Raw genomic sequence first — 18,947 nt, forward strand, 5'->3', positions numbered from 1 at the left:
CAAAGCTTTGTCAGACCAAACGAAGTCAAAGCTTTGTCCGGCTGAGCGAAGTCGAAGCCCCCATTCCAATTGGTGCGCCCTTCGACTCCGCTTCCTTCGACTCCGCTCAGGGCGACAAAACAAAAAGAAGGCTGTCAGTTACGACAGCCTTTCTAATTTTAATCATTCAGTTTCCAGATATGGATTTAAAATTTCTGCTAATTCATTCAGCCAGTAAAAGCCATTTTCAAGGCTTGTTTTGTCTGTCTCAAATGTTTCACATTCTCTCATCATACTTAAGGCAAGAAGATAATTTACTTTTCGAATGGTCTTTGCCATAAATTCAGGATCTACTGACTTGTTGAAGAAATCAATCAACTTCAATTCTGTTTCTTTCGAAAGGGTGTTTGTACTCATAATCTTAACTTTTAGGGAAATATAAAACCCGCATAGCTAAGGTGTCCTACGCTGTTAAGAAAGCGTTACGGTCGTTTCCAATCCCGCCACCATACTACACGGGCAATTTTTTTTTCTAAATTCATAATCTTAACTATTAGGACCATAAAGATACCTAAAAATTTTAAATGAGTAAGAATTTTCAGTCAAAATTAAACAAAAAACATCGCGTGTCATTTCGACGAAGGAGAAATCACACCAGAACCCCATCCCAATTATCGTCAATCTTTGTCGAATTACGAGTGTGATTTCTCCTTCGTCGAAATGACAACTTCGCGATAAATCAATGTCAGGCTGAGCGAAGTCGAAGCCCCGTTCCAATTGGCACCCTTCGACTTCGCTCAGGATGACATTTGCATAAAATCACATCTAACCTTTTACAAACAACATTTCACAACCAAACTTACTTCTTAGCCGATAAATACACACCTATTAAAATTATAAAAGCACCAAAAAACTGAATTGGCGTAAGCATTTCATTATCCAAAAGCCCCCAGAAAAATGCCACAATCGGAATTAAATACGTTACCGAAGTTGCAAATACAGGTGATGAAATTTGGATTAATTTAAAAAACAAAACATTTGCAATTCCGGTTCCAAGAACCCCTAAAATCATAACAAACAAAATAGAATGCTGTGTAACTTCAAGGTTCATTCTTTGCGGAAAATCGGTCGTACTCAGAATAAGCAAAGCCGGAATAAGTAATACCGCAAAATTTCCTGTTGTAATGCTGAGCGAATTTAAATCGGATAAGTATTTTTTAATCAGATTGACATTTATTGCATAACTAAGCGTTGCGATAACCACCAGAATCACATAATAGTAATTTTGCCCCGGATGCGAAGATGCTCCGCTTAAAACCAGCAATAAACACCCCACCAAACCAATAAAAACACCTAATACCTGTCTTTTTTGAAATTGAATTCCGAAGATAAGTATTCCTAAAACCAAGGTGTTTAAAGGGGTAAGCGAGTTCATAATGGCTACGATTGAACTGTCAACTTCAGTTTCGGCAATGGCAAAAAGAAAAGCCGGTATAAAAGTTCCGAAGAAAGACGTTATGGCGACAAATTTCCACTGACGGCGGGAGATCTTCTTCAAACTTCTGAACCCGACAATCAATAAAAATAAAGCTGCAAAAATAATCCGGAACGAACCTACCTGAACTGCTGTGAGTCCAACCAAACCTCTTTTGATGAGGATAAAAGAACTTCCCCAGATTAGTGAAAGCACCAATAAATAGGCCCACTTTAATTGTTTTGCATCCATAAAACATATTTTAGTGCAAATTTGTAATAATTTTACGAATTGACCTCTTCCTTTTTACTAATTTTGCAAAGAACATTTTTTCGCAAATTAAAATCTTAAAAATATGAAATTTACAAGAATCATAGCTTCGATTGCTATTGCAGGTTTAGTACTGGTAAGCTGCAAAAAAGAAGAAGATAAAAACCTGGCTAACATAAAAAATATAGAATCAGCTCCAAAAGAACACAAAGCAATTGCTGCTGAAAATGTACAGACTTCAAGTTTTAAAATCGAAGGAATGACTTGCGCAATGGGATGTGCCAAAACAATCGAAAAAGAATTATCGAATCTTGACGGTGTAGAAAAAGCAACGGTTGATTTTGAGAAAAAAACAGCTACTGTTGTATTTGACAAAACGGTTCAAAACCAGGAAAATTTAACAAAGACAGTTCAGGCAACCGGAGATGGCAAAACCTATAAAGTTTTAGATATTAAATCGTAATTTGACGATGGTTCAGTTCTAAAAAGACTGACAAAAAAATAAATCTTTAAACAGTAGTAAACTCAGGCTTGCTACTGTTTTTTTTTTATAAATCATCTTTCAATACAGCCCTAAAAAACAATGGAACTTAAATTTAGCCACATAGACATTTTAGTTAACGACCTGCAATCGGCATGCGACTATTACGCGAAAATCCTTGGAGCAGAGATCTCAAAAAAATTCACCTGGGAGAGAGATGAATTACACGTTGTATATGCCGTTGTAAAAATTGGTCAGGAACGATTTATGCTGGTACAGCCTTTTTCCGGAAATCTAAAAAAATTATTGGAGACAAAAGGCGAAGGAACAATTTATCGCCACTGCTATTCCACTCCCGACATCGAAGCAGCTTTTGATGAATTGGTAAATTCAGGTGTGCAGCCGGAGGACGAGAACGGAAATGCACTGTCACGAGAAAGTCTTAATACTCCAAGTGGTGTTAGAATTATATGGCTTCCGAAACGTTTTGGAGAATTCTCGATTGAGATCCTTGAAGAAAAAGGGCTTCAACAATTTATGAATGATGCTTTTTCTGCTTCCTGAGTTTGTGGAAAATAAAATTCGGGATCCATATCGTGTAAATCTGCTTTTGCCCCTTCAGGGCAATACTTACCTTTAATTTATTTCATAGCGCGTTGCGCCATGCTATTGCTGAGGCTCTTTCAGAGCGATGGCCTTCAATATTTACGCTTAATACTTATCCCTAACAGGTTCTTTCGGATTGATGCAAATTTTAATTCTTTAAAAACCTTAAAAATAAAATGCCCCCAAATAGTATTTAACTTTTTGAGGGCAGTATAAAATTGAGTGTATCTTTTATTTCCACTTTAATGTTTCCATCAGTCTTTGCATATCATTTCTGATGTAACTCGCGGCCGGCATAACCGAATCAAAGTTAGGCTTCGCATAAAAATAAACCGACCCTGTTATAAAGTGTTTTGTACTGTCTGTAACGTAAAATTGTGAGTTTGTAGCGGCATTTCCGTCTACGCGGTAAAACATTCCGTAAACCTTTTTTTGAGGGTTTAAATAGGGCTGTTCTAAAATATCGTCTGCCTTAATAACATGCTCGTAGGTTAACTTTTGAGCATCTTTGAGCAATTTCACTATATCTCCCTGTACCGGCTTATAAGTGAGGTAAATCGTAGCTTTCATTTTTGGATAGGTAATTGCAAATCCGCAATTTTTCTCTCCTTTGATTACGGCCGCTTCATTCATTTCAAAAGTAAAAGGGCAATTGTTTTCAAAACCTACATATTTGGCTTCAGGATAGTCCAAACGAAGGAAACCGGCAGGTTTTGGCACTACATCATCTTTACAACTTAAAACAGTCAATGCCAGTAAAATTGTTGCTAGTGAAATGGTCTTTTTTAGCATTCTTAATCTATTGTTACTTTTATTTGTTTTACACGTTTCTTATCAACTGTTTCTATAGTAAAAACACAGTTTTCGAACGCTATTTTTTGATCTTTTTTAGGGAAATTACCCAAAATCTCTAAAATGAATCCGGCCAATGTCTCGGCTTCACCTTTATGCGATTCAAAGATTTCTTCATTAACCGCTACAATTCTGTAAAAATCCTTGAGATTAATTTTTCCTTCAAAAAGAAAATTCTTTTCATCTATCTGAGAGAAATTCAGATTCTCGTCGTCAAACTCATCACTAATATCCCCTACAATCTCCTCAATAACGTCTTCCAGAGAAACTAATCCTGACGTTCCGCCATATTCATCCACCACTATCGCCAAATGGCTTTTAAGGCTCTGAAAATCCTTTAATAAATTATCCAGCTTCTTGTTCTCCGGAACAAAAAATGCTTTTCTGATTAAAGAGGTCCAGTCAAATTCTTCCTTATCAATATGCGGTAACAAATCCTTGACAAACAAAACGCCTTCTATCTGGTCTATATTGTCACGATACACCGGAATTCTCGAAAAACCTTTTTCTATTATTTTAGGACAAATCCCGGAAAAAGGTTCTGACATTTCTAAAGCAAAAATATCAATTCTCGGGCTCATTACCTGCTTGGTATCAGTATTACCAAAAGACACGATCCCTTCCAGTATTTTTTGCTCTTCTGTTGACGTACCTTCTGAATCTGTTAATTCCAAGGCTTGTGAAAGTTGATTTACAGAGAAATTATTCTTCTGCTTCCCTAATTTATGATGCAAATATAGCGTAACACTTCGCATCGGCAAACTGATTGGCGTGAGTAATTTATCTAATACAGCCAATGGATAGGCGGTACGTTTAGCAAATTTTACATTGTTACGGCTGGCATAAACTTTAGGGAGTACTTCTCCGAACAACAAAATTAGCGAAGTAACCAGAATAATCTCGAGAATAAACTTAAGAGCCGGAGACTCTATGGCTTCAAAAATATTCTGGCCTATAAAAGAAAACAGAATAACTGTTGCGATATTAAAAAGATTATTGGCAACTAATAAGGTTGCGAGAAGTTTCTTAGGCCTGTCTAAAAGTCTGGAGATAATTTTTCCTTTTGAATGATTCTCCTGCAAAGTATCGTCGATATCTTTTTGAGACAAAGAGAAAAGTGCCACTTCGGCACCTGACACTATCGCTGATAAAAACAGCAAAATAAATATTCCGACAAAGCCAATTATCAAATTGATGTCTACTGTCGTATTAAGAAACAAACTGGGCTCCGGGTCCAAATTAAAAAGAATTAGTTATACATTCAAAAAGGCAGATCGTTTATAGGTAAGCCTTCATTTGCTGCGTCAAAGTTAGTGTTTTTTGGCGACTCACTGTCCTGATTAGGTTTATGATTTCCGGTTTCTTTTTTGGTATTCAAGAAAGTAAACTCAGTCACCTGAATTTCTGTAGTATATTTTGTAGTACCGTCTTCAGCTTGCCATTGACGTGATTTTATACGTCCTTCAATAAATATCTTGTCTCCTTTCGACAAATATTTTTCGCAAATTTCGGCCGCTTTATTGCGCACAACTAAATTGTGCCATTCGGTTGAAGTAATTTTTTCATTGGTCGTTTTATTGATATACACTTCGTTTGTAGCCAATTGAAAACGCCCGATGCAGTTTCCTCCCTCAAAATAATGCATTTTTACATCATCGCCTAGATGGCCGATTAACATCACTTTATTTAATGTTCCGTTCATAGTTTGTTAGTGGTATTTATCCCAAAGATACATTATTTTAGCAAATTATTTCCTGCTTTTCCAGAAAATTATGAATCACAATTGGAAAAGGAAAAACATTTAATTCACTGGCTTTCAAGCCATTTTCTATTAAACCCTCAATTTTAACCTTCCAAAACTGTATGTGCAGATGTTGGTGCGAAAGTTTATGAATAACAGTACTTTCTGCATAATCTTCTATACCTATAATTGTATACGATGTAAAAACAGTGTCTGTTACTGCTTTCGAAACTACATCAAAGTCTACGATTTTATCTGTTTCCAAAAGCGGAAACTCATACAGATTATGCCAGATTCCTTTTGCCGTTCTTTTCTGAAGTATGGTATTTCCTAAAGCGTCTTCTACAATGAGATAATTAAAGAAACGATTGGTCACCTTAACTTTCTTAGACTTAACCGGCAAAACGGCTACCTTTTTCTTCTGTAATGCTGCACAGCTATCATTAAAGTCACAAACCGCACAATCAGGACTTTTAGGCACACATTGCAAAGCTCCGAACTCCATTATCGCCTGATTAAAAATAGCAGGATTATCCTTTGGCATTAATTCGTAAGCCAGTTCTGTAAACTCTTTTTTAGTTGCAGGCGAAGCAATATCAGATTCAATATCAAAATAACGAGAAAGTACTCTGAATACATTTCCATCCACTACAGGAACAGTCTCATTATAAGAAAAGGAAGCAATTGCTGCAGCCGTGTATTCTCCAACACCCTTTAATTTTAAAAGTTCTTTATAGTTAGGAGGAAAAACACCGTTGAGCTCATTGGCAACATATTGAGCTGTTTTATGCAAATTTCGGGCACGTGAATAATAGCCTAATCCCTGCCAAAGTTTCAAAACCTGTTCTTCTGAAGCATTTGCCAAATCAAATACAGTAGGAAATTCCTTCGTAAAAGCAAAAAAGTAGGGTGTTCCTTGCGCAACTCGAGTCTGTTGCAACATAATTTCTGAGAGCCAAATATGGTATGGATTGGTCGTTTTACGCCATGGCAAATCACGTTTGTTTTGTAAATACCATTTTATCAACACGTTAGAAAAATTCATTGCAAAATACTTAGAATACAAAAGTAAATGTTTATGTAATTAAAATTTAACGATTTAGCTTGATTAATTATTTTTTTAATTCTTATATTTGCAAACTCAAAAAAATAGTACACCATTTATAAAATAAAATAGGAAAGAAAATGACGAAAGCAGATATCGTAGCGAAAATTTCGGAGAAACTAGGTCTTGAAAAAGGAGATGTTCAAGCAACAGTTGAAACTTTTATGGAAGAAGTTAAAACTTCACTAGAAACTGGAGACAATGTTTACCTAAGAGGTTTTGGAAGTTTTATTGTAAAAACAAGAGCTGAAAAAACTGGTAGAAACATTTCTAAAAACACTACTATCAAAATTCCAGCACACAATATTCCTGCGTTTAAACCTGCAAAAGTTTTTGTAGAAGGAGTAAAAACAAATAACGAAGCAAAGTAATACTATTAATTAATTATAAAATCGACACGATATGCCAAGTGGTAAAAAAAGAAAGAGACATAAGGTAGCTACTCACAAACGTAAAAAAAGAGCGAGAGCTAACCGTCACAAGAAGAAAAAGTAGTTTTAAACTACTTTTTTCTTTTTAAACGTTCATTGAAATTGAAAAAAGACGAAAGAGAAAAGAAAATAGAATATAGACGTAAAAATCTATCTTCTGTACTCTGTTCTCTATTAATCTTCTTTTCCCCGGGTTCAATACCTGTTAAAAATATTGTTTAATCCATCCTTACAATTAGGCCTTAAGCTATAAGCTTTAAGCTTTAAGCAATTTATTTTGCTTACTGCCTACTGCCTACTGCCTATTGCTAGAAAGTTCGGATAAAAATTTACAGTGTGAATAAAGAATTAATCATTAGATCTAGTTCTGAAGCCGTAGATTTTGCCTTATTAAAAGATGGAAAACTAATTGAATTACACAAAGAAGAAGAGAAAAGCAACTTTCAGGTTGGTGATATTTTTATTGCTAAAATCCGAAAACCAGTTGCCGGACTTAATGCTGCTTTTGTAAATGTAGGCTTCGAAAAAGACGCTTTTTTACATTATCATGACTTAGGTCCAAACTTAGCTTCCCAACTGAAATTCATAAAACTTGTAAGCGCAGGTAAAATAAAAGATTTCTCCCTAAAAACCTTTCAGTTTGAAAAAGAGATTGACAAAGATGGCATCATTACTGATATTTTAAGTGCCAATCAATCTGTTTTAGTTCAAGTTGTAAAAGAACCTATATCGACCAAAGGCCCAAGGATAAGCGCTGAGCTTTCACTGGCAGGAAGATTTATTGTTCTCGTTCCGTTTTCTGACCGTGTTTCTATTTCTCAAAAAATAGAAGACAAAAAGGAAAAGGATCGTCTAAAAAAACTTGTTCTATCGATCAAACCTAAAGGATTTGGTGTTATTGTTCGCACAGTAGCCGAAGGCAAAAACGTAGCCGAATTAGAAAAAGATTTGCAGAACCTGCTTGGCAGATGGACTGCAATGTGTAAAAAATTACCAACTGCTCATCATCCCTCAAAAGTATTAGGAGAACTCAACAGAGCTTCTTCAATATTAAGAGACGTTTTCAACGATACCTTTAGTGGTATTCAAATAGATGATGAAGAGTTGTACCATCAAACGAAGGAATATCTGCAAGAAATTGCCCCTTCAAAACAATCGATTGTTAAGTTTTATCAATCAAATGACACTCCAATTTTTGAGAAATACAATATAGAGAGACAAATCAAAACTTCTTTTGGAAGAACCGTCTCCATGAGTAAAGGTGCTTATCTTATTATCGAACATACTGAAGCTCTTCATGTTATAGACGTAAATAGCGGAAATCGTTCGAATAAAGCAACCAACCAGGAAGACACTGCCATGGAAGTGAATATGATTGCCGCCGCCGAAATTGCCAGACAACTTCGTTTGCGTGATATGGGCGGAATAATCGTAGTAGATTTTATCGATATGTCTAATCCAGAAAACAGGAAGGTTTTGTTCGACTTCTTGCGAGAAGAAATGAGCGACGATAAAGCAAAGCATAAAATCTTACCACCTAGTAAATTTGGTTTAGTTCAGATTACCAGACAACGCGTAAGACCAGAAGTTAATATTAAAACCAGAGAAGAAGATCCAAACAATGAACATGGCGAAATCGAAGCGCCAATTTTAATCATTGATAAAATCTCATCTGATTTAGATAGAATTCTAAAAACCCACAAAAAAGTTGTGCTTAATGTACATCCATTTGTGGCTGCATACCTCAGTAAAGGTTTTCCATCATTACGTTCAAAATGGTTTTTTGAACATAAGAAATGGGTGAAAATCATACCTCGTGACGCTTACACGTACTTAGAATACCATTTCTATGATAAAAAAGGAAATGTTATTTCAGAATAAAAAAACAAAAACCGCCTTTCGAAAGACTGGCGGTTTTTTTGTGCGCTTTTTTACGTATTCCCCAAAAAAAACATTTTGGATACGACAGTCAGCCTCAGCGGAGTCGAAGGCTTTCTCATTAAAGAAGGGCTTCGACTTCACTCAGCCGGACACGTATACGCAATAATCTTGTAAAAATTTAGTAACGCTTAGATTTTAGCCTACTTAATGTTTCTTGTGAAATATTAAGGTAAGTTGCTACTATTCGATTGGATAAACGCTGAATAATTTGGGGATTTATGCTCATTAGCTGTTTGTATCTTTCTGTTGCATCAAGAGTAAGGAAAGACATAAGTCTGTTGGTATTATTTACATATGCTTTTTCTAAATAATAACGATAGAACTTCTCCCAGGCCGGAATAACTTCCAATAGATAATAAAAATCGCTACTCGAAATGTATAGCAGTTCCGTTGACTCTAACGCCTGAATAAATTCTAAAGACGGCTCGTTTGAAATAAAGCTGCACAATGCTGTTGCAAAATTATTTTCGAACGCTAAATATCGTGTTGCTTCCTGACCATCTTCAGTAATAAAATAGATTCGCAAACAACCGGAACCAACAAAAAAACTTCGTTGGTTGGTTTGCCCATGAACCACTAATAGTTCATTCTTTTCTGCAGTTGAAGATTTAAAGCAAGAAAGAATTACAACCAGCTCTTCCTCGGTAACCGTTATAATACTTTTGATATAATTTGCGAGCTGCTCTTTCATTCCTTAATTTCTTCTAATTGTAAACCTAAAAACACACTACAGAATTAGGATCCTGCAGTTGTCTTTTCTGCTAGTTTTCTGGCATTTGGAATAATGATAAAGGCTGCAATATAGGCAACCGGCAGCATCACACTCCAAGCTTTCAGAAACTTTAAAAACCAATCTTCCCCAAATCCATAATTCCGCATTAGCCCTACAAATGCCATAATCAATGTCATTGGAATTACAACAAACAATGTGTTGATGTACTTAAAATACTTTTTGTTCATTTTAAAATTTATTTAATATTAATTGAACACAAAGATGTATAAACCCAAAAGTATAAAGTTTGATATAAATCAAAAAACACTTTTCAAACCAGAATTAGATTCTTTATAAAAATCTTATTCCCTCACAATCTCAATTTTCCGTCTGATTTCATTTCCGGAAGCATCTACTACTGTGATGTAATGCGTTCCCGAAGTTGGCGTAACCGGTAATTCGTGAAACGTTTTTGTGGTGGCTTTATAAACGTCATCTACGTACCAAAAAAGCTCTTTCTCTCTTTCGGAATAGGCTACTTTTAAAATCACGGGTTGAACCTTGCTATTAAAATCTTTGGTTAAATAAATTTTACCGTTGGTTTTGGGATAGATAAAATCCATTGTTGTGGTTTGTGTACCCTGACAACCTTCTTTAAACGGAGGCAAAGGCAAGTACTCAATATGCTGGCTCTTGTAATACCATGCCATAACCGGTGGTAAAACAAACCAGTTTTTTGTCACAATATTATCAATACTCTCACAACTGCTGTTTACCTGAAATTGTCCGGTTGTATCGAGATGAACCGTTTTGTGATACGGACAAACGCTAGTCGATTTCCCTTTTTTTGGAACCCATTGCTTTATTTTCGGACAGCCGTCTTTGGCCAAATAGCCGCTTAAACGACAAACCTCAACTTCTGCTAAATCTTTATAAGGCGTTTGAAACCATCTTTGTCTTGGCAGTAAATTAAAAACATCAAATAAAATCGGTGCCGCACTTGTAACTCCTGTTAAAGTAGGCCTGCCCTCACCTGTTGCATTCCCAACCCAGATTCCTACTACATATCTTGAATTTGTACCAATTGCCCAAGCATCGCGATTACCAAAACTGGTTCCGGTTTTCCACGCAATTTTAAGAGAGCTATCGTAAAACTTCCAGGCTTCGTCTCCTTCCGGCCTGTTGACCTCTTCCATGGCATTGTAAGCTGCCCAAATTGATCCGGCACCTAAGATGTTCTTCTGATCACTTTCTGAGCCAAAATCGGGTTCAAAATTGCTCTGGTAATTTAATTCCGTAAATTCATTCGTTCGGTATTGTGCCTGATTCTTAACATAATAATTTAATGTGGAAGACAGATTTGCATACGTTCGGCATAAATCCCACAAATTGCTTTCGGCCCCTCCTAAAATAAGGGACAATCCGTAATGATCGGGTGTTTTATTGATATCCTTCAATTTAAATTTTTGCAATTCCTCATAAAATTTATTCACGCCAAACTCCTGCAGCATTAAAACCGACGGGATATTGAGAGAGCGCGACAGAGCCCGATGTGCCGGAACCGCTCCGTCAAAAGTCAGATTGAAGTTTTGCGGAGTGTAACCTGCAATCTGCGTTGGAATATCGGCAACTAAAGTATTCGGCAATAATTCACCATCGTCCAGCATTCCGGCATATAAAAGAGGCTTCAAGATACTCCCCGTACTTCTGGGTGCATCAATAATGTCAACATCTTTTTGGTGATCTTTATCGGTTGGAGCATTTCCCACGTAACTGATTACATTTCGATTGGAAACATCAATGACCAGAATAGCCAGATTGTGCACTTCATTCTGCTTGTATTGATTGTAATAGTATCTGGCAATTTGATTGACTCTGTTTTGCAGCGCATAATCAATCGTAGTCTTTACCCTTGTTCCTTCCTGATCTTTAGCGGCTCTTTGCAATAAATGAGGGGCTATCTGAGGCAAATCATACGGTTTTTGAGGCAAAGGTTCTTCAATGGCAAGTTCATACGTTTGCTGATCAATTACGCCTTCTTTATGCAGTTTAAGAAGAAGTCGGTTTCGCTTGTTTAATAATTTGATTTGATTTTTTCCGGGATAGATTAGACTCGGCGCATTAGGTAAAACTGCCAGTGTAGCATTTTCTGCCCACGACAATTGATTGGACTGCACGCCAAAATAACGCCACGAAGCCATTTCGAGCCCGACAACATTTCCGCCAAACGGAGCATGGGCCGCATACAACTCGAGAATTTCATCTTTAGAATATCCCAATTCCAATCGCGTAGCGAGAATCATTTCGATCAATTTTTCAAAATAGGTTCTTCCTTTTCCTTTTCGGGACAATCGGATGACTTGCTGCGTCAGTGTGCTTCCGCCTCGAACTACTTTTCCAGCTTTTTGGTTTTGTTTGATGGCATTTACCATCGCAACCGGATTAAAACCGGGGTGTTTATAGAAATACTCGTCTTCAAAATAAACAATACATTTCTTGAATTTATCCGGTACACTGTCCTGCGCCGGAAAACGCCATTGCCCGTCAGGAGCAATTTTAGCTCCTAACAGTTCTCCTTCTTTACTTTCGATAACCGTTGAGTACGGCTCTTTAAACAATGTTCGGGGAATGGAGAAATAATAAATCAGCAAGAGCACAAATGCAATTGCTGATTTTATTTTATTCTTTTTAATCCAGTTTATAATGCGTTGTGAAAACGCGATAAGTTTATTTTTCAACGTAATATTTATTTAACCGCGAAGTCGCTACGTTATTCGCTAAGTCCGCAATGTTTTTTTTGCTCGCAGATTCCGCAGATTTGGCAGATTTTATTTTATCTGCCTGATCTGCTAAATCTGCCTGAAACTATATTTTACTACAAAATACGCAAAGTTTATTAGCCACAGATTGTACAGATTAACACCGATTTTTTTGCCACGAATTCTCGAATTAATTTATAATAATTTAGATTCGAGAATTGCTTTGTCTCTTCGCTATCGCACGAATCGTGGCGAAAAATCCATAACCAATAATTTATTTCACAACCTCAACCCAGAATCCTTTTGTTCTGGCCAGGAAGGTGTTATCGTACATCGCTTCGCATTGCAATCCCGGTAAATAATAATTCCCTAAATAGGATGCATTTAACAAAATTCTGAATACTTTGGTTTCTCTGGATTTCATTCCAAAATAGAAGTTGGTTCTGTCGTCGCGAATATCAATATAGTCTGCAATATTATTGGTTGCGTCACCGTAGTCTGTGAAACGGGTATTTACGATTTCAAATCCTGAAGGCAAGATTTGTGACAGTGCCACATTCTGAACGCTTTCATTTCTTTGGTTTCTAACCGTAACTTCTGCAACAAATTCAGTTCCCTGACTGATTTTCGAAACATTAATAACACTTCCTTTTCTGTTTTTGAAAACAATATTAGCAGAAACATCACTCTGAATCGCATTTTCCTGTCCGATTGGTAATATTCCGGTATTTAAAACTCTAACGTAAACTGTGTTATTTTTAAGATTCTTCAGGACAACACTATTGGCACCCGTCTGAACTGTTAAACTTCTGTCGGCAATTGTTTTTTGCGTATTTATAGTTTCGCCTTTTCCATTTTTGCTGAATTGAAGATTAATTCCTTTAGGTCCGTTGCTCGCAGCAAATTTAGACATGGCATACAGGCAATAAGCAGTTGTTTGTGTGCTCATCCATTGATTGGTCGACATTTCTTTAGCCAGTTTAGAAGCCATAGTGAATGCTTTTTGGTTTTGTCCTAAAAGCAGCATCGTTTCTAAAGCCATCGCTCTGTTTCTCTCGCTTGATCCATAATAGTAATAATTGTACTCGCTGGACTCGTTGTCAATACTGGTGCGTAATAATAAATTTTGTCCTGCTGATTTTTGTCCGGCTAAAACATAAGCAGCAGCCAGACGAAGCCTACTTTCGTTTGAAATGCCTTTTGTTTCGCGCAATCTGTTCATCGAAGACAAATCGGCATTGCCTGCCAGCGCCAGCGTATACAATCGGTAAGCCTGAGCAAGATCATTACCGTATTTAGGTTCAAAACGCCATTGTTTGGCTTCTCTTTGCTGATAAGAAATCCATTTTGATTTGAAGTTAATCGGTAAAACATACCCTTTTTTCTCTGCTTCAATCAGGAAATGTCCGGCATAAGAAGACCCCCAATCATCGGCAGTGGTACTTCCCTGCCAATACGTTAAACCACCTGATGGCAATTGAAAACTTCCTAACTTGCTAATTCCGGCCGTTATATTCTTTTGAATGATTCCTTTTCGGGTATTATCCAAATCAACAATATCGCTTAAAAACAACTGTGGAAAAACAGACGAAGTGGTTTGCTCGACACAGCCATGCGGATACTGAATGAGGTATTGCAGTCTTCCATTAAGATTGATGGTTGGCATTGAGGAAACTTCCAGTCTGGCTTTATTGCTTCCGGAAACTCCAAAAGTTTTCCAGGTAATGGTTTTGGTACTATTTGGAGGTAAAACAACATCCGTATACGTATTTGTAACCGGATTAGGATTGGTCATATCAATTTCTACATCATATACTGATTTCTCTTTTCCTGATGTCGCAATTACCTGCACTTTTCCAATTCCGGTAGCAGAACCTACTACCAGATTAAAGTAGGCCATTTTTTCGTCAGGTTGGGTAAAACTCAGACTTTGAGCAGCACTTCCCATTACTTTTAGTCCGCCGCTTGTTCTAAGCTGAATCGTTACCTTCTTAATATTCTTTTCGGTAGCAAAAACGGTTACCGGAATAGTTACTTTTTCTGAAGGCGATATTTTTCGAGGTAATGAAGCCAATACCATCAACGGACTTTTAACCGGTGTTGCTTTTTCGACACTTCCGTAGGCACTTGTATTGGCATCACCAGCAACGACCATCGTACGAACGGAACCTATGTATTTAGGCAATTTCAGCTGATGTGCTTTCGTTTGACCTTTTTCTAATTTGAATGGTCCGTAGTACAACACTACTGGTTTAAATCGGTTGGCTTTTTTGGCTTTACCGCCACCTAAATCCTGATCTCCACCAATACTGAAGATTTGATTTATTTTTCCTCCGTATGCTCCAATCACATCATCATAAATATCCCAGGTTTTAACTCCTAAGGCTTCACGAACATAAAAACTGTCCCAGGCATTTGGTGTTTTAAAACGAGTTAAATCTAAAAGTCCCTCATCTACAACTGCAATAGTGTACGTCATTTCTTTTCCGGTTTTCTCTCCCACTTTTACGGTAAAAGTCTGCTCCGGTTTTAAAACATCCGGCATGGAGAGGGTCGGCGCCAGAATGGTATTTTTATCCACCACTTCTATCGGAACGATTCCATACATACGAATAGGTGAATCGTTTTTAGTTGAAGCGTGTGGCTGCAAGAGTGTAATGTTAAAATACACGTTTGGCGCCATTGCTGCTGTAATCGGAATTTCTACTTTAGTTTCTCCCTGTTTTGTTTTGGCCCAAATGGTCTGCACCACTTTTGAACCGTTTTCGATCGAAATCAAAGCGCGACCTCCTTCACTGGAAGGAAAAGATATCTGTGCTTTTTCGCCTACAGCATAATTTTTCTTATCGGTAGAGAATACCAGCATATTGGCTGTAGATGCATCTCTGTTACGGGTTTTTCCGGACCAGATTGGCCAGTCAATATTTACGGTTAAAGCAGTTGCGTGTCCGTCTGTGTGATCGGCAACACGTATCAAATAGCGCCCCCATTCTTCATCGGTTAAAGAAAACTGAATGCTTCCCTTTCCGCTGGAATCTGTATTGATCACAAAAGATTTATAAGAAGTGGTCGCATCCGATGAGTTATAATTTGAAAGATTATCACTGGAAGCGTCCCACCACCAGCGCCAATCTACTTTATACACTTTTACCTCCAGATTTCTCACAGATTTTGGTCTTCCATTTTCATCGACAGTAACAATATCAAAACGGTTGTTTGTTCTGGTTTCCAACATTCCATATTTGTTAGGTTCCGGTGCTTTTATCCCAACATAAGTTTTGTAGGGTGAATAAGTCGTCGAAATAACATCCGTACTAAAATCACCTCCTTCTTCATATACTTTTGTGATAAAGGCGGCACGCAACATACCTGGAGCCTGCCCTTGTAGTTTTGGGTGGATATCAACCGATGCTTTTCCGTTCTCATTTAATTTTCCGGAGAAAATATTAATTTCTTCTGAACTAAACTGACGCACCAAATCGTCAAAATTAAACTTCTCATATCCTTTAAATGTAGTCGTCTGCTGCGAAAATTTTGCCTGCATTTCTACATTCAGATTTTTTGCAATGGCACCATGAAGCCAGGTCACTTCAAGTGTACTGGTATTTGGATAAGAGGATGATAGTGTTTTTCTGGAGAAATTATTTTTAATTTTTAAACGATTCGGTTTAATCGTTTCGATTTTAATGCTTTTGTAAAACTTGGCACCACCTACACTTATCATTGCTTCCCAATTTCCTGTTGGCGCGTCGGCACTAGTTGGAACGATAAAACTGTAATGATTCAGGTCGTTTGTTTTCTGAATTGTCTGATACGTTGTTTTACCATTCGGATCGTTTAATCTAAATTTAATCGGGTGTGATTTTGGAAGTTTATTTGACGCATCGTTTAAGATAAAGGACAAATACACGTTATCTCCCGGACGCCAAACACCACGCTCGCCATAGATAAATCCTTTTAAGCCTTTTTGCAAAGTTTCACCCGCAACATCAAAATTACTTACGGATAACGAATAACCGTCATCCAACTTCACATAAGTAGACTGATCTCCTAAAGTAACAATAGCAAAGTAAGCAAACTTATTGAGTTGAAACGCAGCAATTCCTTCGCTGCTTGTTGCAGCAGTTGCAATTTTTTGCTGTTGAAAGGTGTACAGATCCACTCTCGCATTTGAAACCGGCTCTGTGGTTACGATATTATTAACCGCAAAGAGGTACGATTTATTTTCACCTCTTTTGGCTATAACCCCTAAATCAGTTGCTAAGATATTTGTCGCAATTCTGGCATTATAGTAGTACGATCCTGTACAAGGATCCTGACTTTCTCTCCAGTCGTAATCGTCATAATAGTAATCGTCGTATGAATTGCTACTGTAGTTCACATCATTTTCATCTACTTCCTCCTCCTCTTCCTCCGAACTTTCTTCGGAGGTTTCACATTTATAAAGCGAATATTTCTTTTTGTAAACAAATTCCACACGGTAAATTGCCCCTGGTTCCGGCGTAATGATTTTAGATAAATCGAGAGCAAAGGTGTTCCACTTAGCCGGATTTATCAGTTTGCTTTCGACTAAATTCAGTGTGGTTTTGGCTATGGGTTGTGCCACTTTTTTGAGATTCTGACTTCCGTTCAGTTCATTATACTGCAAAAACTGAAGAATATTGTTCTTGTAAATTTTATACACCTTTACATCAACCGCACTTAGATTAACTGCTTCAAAATTCAATTTCAGGTTGTTTGAACTTGGCAGAATCGTTCCGTTTTTAACGAATCGAACGTTAGGTTTTATTTGGTCAAAATTGATTTTCTCGGTATAATTGGCGTCCATCTTTTTGCCGTACTGACTTTCAATTCCCTGAAAAACTTCGAGTAACAATTCTCCCGATAAAACTGGTTCCGGTTCCTGAGTCTCTTCCTCGTTCTGAACCACTACCACAGCACTGCTATCCGTAACAACTGCCGCAGAATCGACAACTACTGCTGACGAATCAACTGCCAACTCTGCACTTTCTTCTGCCACTACCGGAACTTCTTTTTTCTCCGGAGCTGTATTGCTAAAATATACTTTCAGGACATTCCCCTGAGTCGAAAATTTTAAATTGTTTGTATTCTGAATAGAGACCAATCCTTTAAAATCCTGCCCTTTTTCCAAAGGTTCCGAGAAATTAATTAAAAGGGACTGATTGTTCCCTTCCGGAATATCGACTTTTACAATTTTAAATTCATTCACACCTGTAATTGGATAATCCAGTTGCCCTTTCTGCTCAATATCAAAATCACTTCCGTCGTATGCGATTTCCAGATTCGAAGCTTCTAAAAACCGTTGAATACTATCAATTTTGAAACGGAATTCTTTAGCTGTTCCTGTTTGTTTTTCAAATTTAATTTTAACCTCTTTCCCGTTCTGATGAGCCGTAACTAACTTTTTAGCTGTTTCGACATCCATATTATCAGCCGTTTTTAATACGCAATTCAGATACTGGTAATCTTTACTATAAGATTGAATATCCTCCGTATTAATAGTAAAATCCTGTTTGATGGTTTTAACGGTAAAGTTGAACTTTGAAAGTTCCTTCTCTTTTTCCTTTGGAATAGTGATCAGCTTATCCAAGTTTAAAGTCACCTGATATTCTGTTCCTGCTTCCAGCTTTTTTTCCGGGATAAAAGCAATCGTATTGGTGGAGAGTGCTACTACTTTTCCGTGTACATTTGGCGAGATATCAAATAAATCGTCGTCTAATTCCTGATTCACTTTCCATTCTTTTTTATCAAAAGCCAAAACAACTCTAATATCAGATTCCGAAGAGACGATACCTCCCGTAAAACTAACAATGTACTCTTTGAATAATGAAAAATCGGAATTGAAATCGGCAGCTGATTTGCGGCCACAGGATTGAAAAATAAAAAACGTACAAAACACGAGAAATAGTCCTTTTACTTTCACTTTTATTTAGAATTACAGGTTTACGAATTTGGAAATTGACAGTGTACTTTAGCTTCTACCGCTATGTAAATAAACTAGTGGTGTGTCAATTATATTGCATAAATATAATGTATTTTTCTAAATCTTTTAAGAGGAAAATTCAGTAGATTGAATTATTTAACTTTTGTTGAAAATTCAAAAAAGGTTATTACAAAAACACTATATTTCGTATATCTTAATACATAAAAAATGTCTCGTAACTCTAACAATTATTCTACGGAAAATGAATTTATCATTAAAAACAAAAATATCATTGTATATCTGTTGGGGATAATTTCATTTTTGATTTTAATTGCTTTTGCAGACTATTATGTTTTTCCCTCTTCAAAAACTAATGATAAAATAACTCAATACTTTGTTCGAACTTCAGGAAAATCCAGACAAAAAGTTTCTTATCATTATTTTACACAAAAGGGATTTACTTTTTCTACTACAAAAGAATATATTGAAGAAAATAATATTGAAATTGAAACTTCCTTAATATTTAAATTTATAACAAAAATAAAATCCAAAACAAGAAATTACACCAATCTTCTTTCAAGCGGCTTAAGTATTAATGGGATTCAATTATACACTTGTCTTATTCTCCTTATTTCAATAGCGATAAGTACAA

At 36.7% G+C, this 18,947-nt stretch carries 14 protein-coding genes; 4 read left to right on the forward strand and 10 right to left on the reverse strand.

Annotation, left to right across the window (positions count from 1 at the left end; translation table 11 throughout):
- Positions 1–162: 162 nt before the first annotated feature.
- Positions 163–396, reverse strand: coding sequence for a hypothetical protein (locus C245_RS0114075; protein ID WP_017497245.1), 234 nt, complete (start codon positions 394–396; stop codon positions 163–165).
- A gap of 442 nt (positions 397–838) precedes the next feature.
- Positions 839–1,705 carry a DMT family transporter gene (locus tag C245_RS0114080; protein WP_017497246.1) on the reverse strand — a complete coding sequence of 289 codons (867 nt, stop codon included), beginning with the start codon at positions 1,703–1,705 and terminating at the stop codon, positions 839–841.
- A 103-nt stretch (positions 1,706–1,808) separates the two neighbouring features.
- Between C245_RS0114080 and C245_RS0114085 the strand changes: the two genes are divergently transcribed.
- Both C245_RS0114085 and C245_RS0114090 read left to right on the forward strand, forming a co-directional pair.
- Positions 1,809–2,186, forward strand: coding sequence for a heavy-metal-associated domain-containing protein (locus C245_RS0114085; protein WP_017497247.1), 378 nt, complete (start codon positions 1,809–1,811; stop codon positions 2,184–2,186).
- Positions 2,187–2,306: 120 nt separating this feature from the next.
- On the forward strand, positions 2,307–2,768 hold the full coding sequence (locus tag C245_RS0114090; protein WP_017497248.1) for a VOC family protein: 462 nt from the start codon (positions 2,307–2,309) through the stop codon (positions 2,766–2,768).
- A gap of 273 nt (positions 2,769–3,041) precedes the next feature.
- On the opposite strand, the gene gldD is transcribed toward C245_RS0114090, so the two are convergent.
- Genes gldD through mutY form a run of 4 tightly spaced genes read right to left on the reverse strand, consistent with a single transcriptional unit; the run spans position 3,042 to position 6,448 of the window.
- Entirely contained in the window at positions 3,042–3,602 is a 561-nt protein-coding gene (gene gldD / locus C245_RS0114095) for a gliding motility lipoprotein GldD (protein ID WP_017497249.1), read from the reverse strand.
- A 2-nt stretch (positions 3,603–3,604) separates the two neighbouring features.
- A complete protein-coding gene (locus C245_RS0114100; RefSeq protein WP_017497250.1) occupies positions 3,605–4,900 on the reverse strand; it encodes a gliding motility-associated protein GldE in 1,296 nt (431 codons plus the stop codon).
- Positions 4,901–4,923: 23 nt separating this feature from the next.
- Complete coding sequence (locus tag C245_RS0114105) at positions 4,924–5,364, reverse strand: single-stranded DNA-binding protein (RefSeq protein WP_017497251.1); 441 nt, start codon at positions 5,362–5,364, stop codon at positions 4,924–4,926.
- Positions 5,365–5,401: 37 nt separating this feature from the next.
- Positions 5,402–6,448 carry an A/G-specific adenine glycosylase gene (gene mutY / locus C245_RS0114110; RefSeq protein ID WP_017497252.1) on the reverse strand — a complete coding sequence of 349 codons (1,047 nt, stop codon included), beginning with the start codon at positions 6,446–6,448 and terminating at the stop codon, positions 5,402–5,404.
- 140 nt (positions 6,449–6,588) lie between these two features.
- Here mutY and C245_RS0114115 point away from each other — a divergent pair, with 140 nt between their 5' ends.
- The gene (locus C245_RS0114115; protein ID WP_007805026.1) at positions 6,589–6,879 is read left to right on the forward strand and encodes an HU family DNA-binding protein; all 291 of its coding nucleotides are present in this window, start codon (positions 6,589–6,591) and stop codon (positions 6,877–6,879) included.
- 396 nt (positions 6,880–7,275) lie between these two features.
- Positions 7,276–8,820: a ribonuclease E/G gene (locus C245_RS0114120; protein WP_017497253.1), complete on the forward strand. Its 1,545-nt coding sequence runs from the start codon at positions 7,276–7,278 to the stop codon at positions 8,818–8,820.
- A gap of 178 nt (positions 8,821–8,998) precedes the next feature.
- Here the strand turns inward: C245_RS0114120 and C245_RS0114130 are convergent, their stop codons facing one another.
- The 4 genes from C245_RS0114130 to C245_RS0114145 form a co-directional block, all read right to left on the reverse strand.
- Positions 8,999–9,571 carry a Crp/Fnr family transcriptional regulator gene (locus C245_RS0114130; protein ID WP_017497255.1) on the reverse strand — a complete coding sequence of 191 codons (573 nt, stop codon included), beginning with the start codon at positions 9,569–9,571 and terminating at the stop codon, positions 8,999–9,001.
- A 44-nt stretch (positions 9,572–9,615) separates the two neighbouring features.
- Entirely contained in the window at positions 9,616–9,840 is a 225-nt protein-coding gene (locus C245_RS0114135) for a DUF2798 domain-containing protein (RefSeq protein WP_017497256.1), read from the reverse strand.
- 114 nt (positions 9,841–9,954) lie between these two features.
- Positions 9,955–12,330 carry a penicillin-binding protein 1C gene (gene pbpC / locus C245_RS0114140; protein WP_017497257.1) on the reverse strand — a complete coding sequence of 792 codons (2,376 nt, stop codon included), beginning with the start codon at positions 12,328–12,330 and terminating at the stop codon, positions 9,955–9,957.
- 295 nt (positions 12,331–12,625) lie between these two features.
- Positions 12,626–18,295, reverse strand: coding sequence for an alpha-2-macroglobulin (locus tag C245_RS0114145; RefSeq protein WP_017497258.1), 5,670 nt, complete (start codon positions 18,293–18,295; stop codon positions 12,626–12,628).
- Positions 18,296–18,947: the final 652 nt, after the last annotated feature.

Origin of the sequence: Flavobacterium sp. WG21 (genome assembly GCF_000335775.1) — a bacterium.
GTDB lineage: Bacteria > Bacteroidota > Bacteroidia > Flavobacteriales > Flavobacteriaceae > Flavobacterium > Flavobacterium tructae.